Source organism: Paenibacillus sp. 01T422 (assembly GCF_056398785.1).
In genome coordinates this window covers 1-1,265 of sequence record NZ_JBFTQB010001297.1, presented here as the reverse complement: position 1 = coordinate 1,265, position 1,265 = coordinate 1, and the positions used below count along the sequence as shown (strand labels likewise).

General features: G+C 43.2%; 1 protein-coding gene and 1 pseudogene. One reads left to right on the top strand and one right to left on the bottom strand.

The genetic code is table 11. The features are described from left to right. Positions 1-306, bottom strand: a pseudogene (locus tag AC1DUA_RS38160) (hypothetical protein); the annotation flags it as partial. 90 nt (positions 307-396) lie between these two features. Here AC1DUA_RS38160 and AC1DUA_RS38155 point away from each other — a divergent pair. Beyond that, the coding region (locus AC1DUA_RS38155) for an SAM-dependent methyltransferase (protein WP_477504655.1) at positions 397-1,265 on the top strand (869 nt) is incomplete at its 3' end.

Here is a 1,265-nt window from a genome sequence, read left to right as displayed (position 1 = left end):
GCCCTTAGGGGTCATTTTCAAATCTGTTTGAAATTGGAGTGGTTCTACATTGCTGATCCCTTTCCAATCAATCGTGCTGTCTTTGACCAAAGATAAAAGGCCGTTGGTTAAAGGGTTGGATGTTTTCAATAAGCCGTCACTGATGGCGAGCGTTGTGCTGCCTTCGAATGTGTAAGACTTCATTTCCTTTTGTTTATTGAGAGATTGTTCTAAAGCTTCTTTTACTTTTGTGTTGTCTGTACAAGCTGTCAACGATAGCAAGCTAATTGCTGTTACCGCTGTAAGGGTTATCCACTTCTTTGCCATGCGTGTATTGTCTCTCCTTCCATGATCCTTATTCATTATAATGGTTTCCTGCTGCTTTGTCTTTAAGTAAAGAAATGGAGGTGGGTTCAATTGGATCTCAAACTCGGACATCCGGAATTGGTTTCAACCATTATTCAAGCCATTCATTCCGCCGAAAAACAGGCAATTTCATTCCGGGACTATATGGAACTATGCCTTTATAGCGAACCTAACGGGTATTATCGAAATGAGAGCCTCAAAATTGGGAAAGAGGGCGATTTTTATACCAGTTCTTCCATCGGATCTGTGATGGGTGAAATGATAGCATCTTTCATTGAAGATGAGCTCCTGAGGAGGGAAATCCTGCGTTCGGAACCGCTGCATCTCGTTGAGTGGGGCGGAGGTAATGGTCGTATGGCTGTGCATCTCTTGGATGAATTAAAAAGAAGTGCCCCGGCCATTTATGATCGTGTAACCTATACAATCATTGAAACTAGCGCTTATCATCGTGGGCTTCAACGTGTTGCTCTGAAGGAGCATGAAAGGCTTCTTCGGTTTACAAGTGAGCAAGAATGGATGGACGAGGAACCTCAAGCGCATATGTTTATAATTGCAAATGAGCTGTTGGATGCTTTTCCCGTACATAGAATTCGCTATATGAATGGGGTCTTTCAAGAATCTTATGTCACATGGCAGGAACATGATCGGATTTTTAGTGAAATTTGGCTGCCTATTAAGTCCAAGTCTCTATTAGACACCGTAGACCGCATAAAGGTTCAATGGCTAGATGGTCAAATCGGCGAGCTTAATCTGGAGAGTGAATCGTGGATTGCACGAGTCTCTAAGCGGATGGCTAGCGGGAGTTGTCTCGTTATTGACTATGGTGATGCCGAAGAAGAGTTGTTCGCTGCCCATAGACAATTAGGCACATTGATGTGTTATCGTAAGCACCAGGCACACGAAAATCCATGGATCTATCA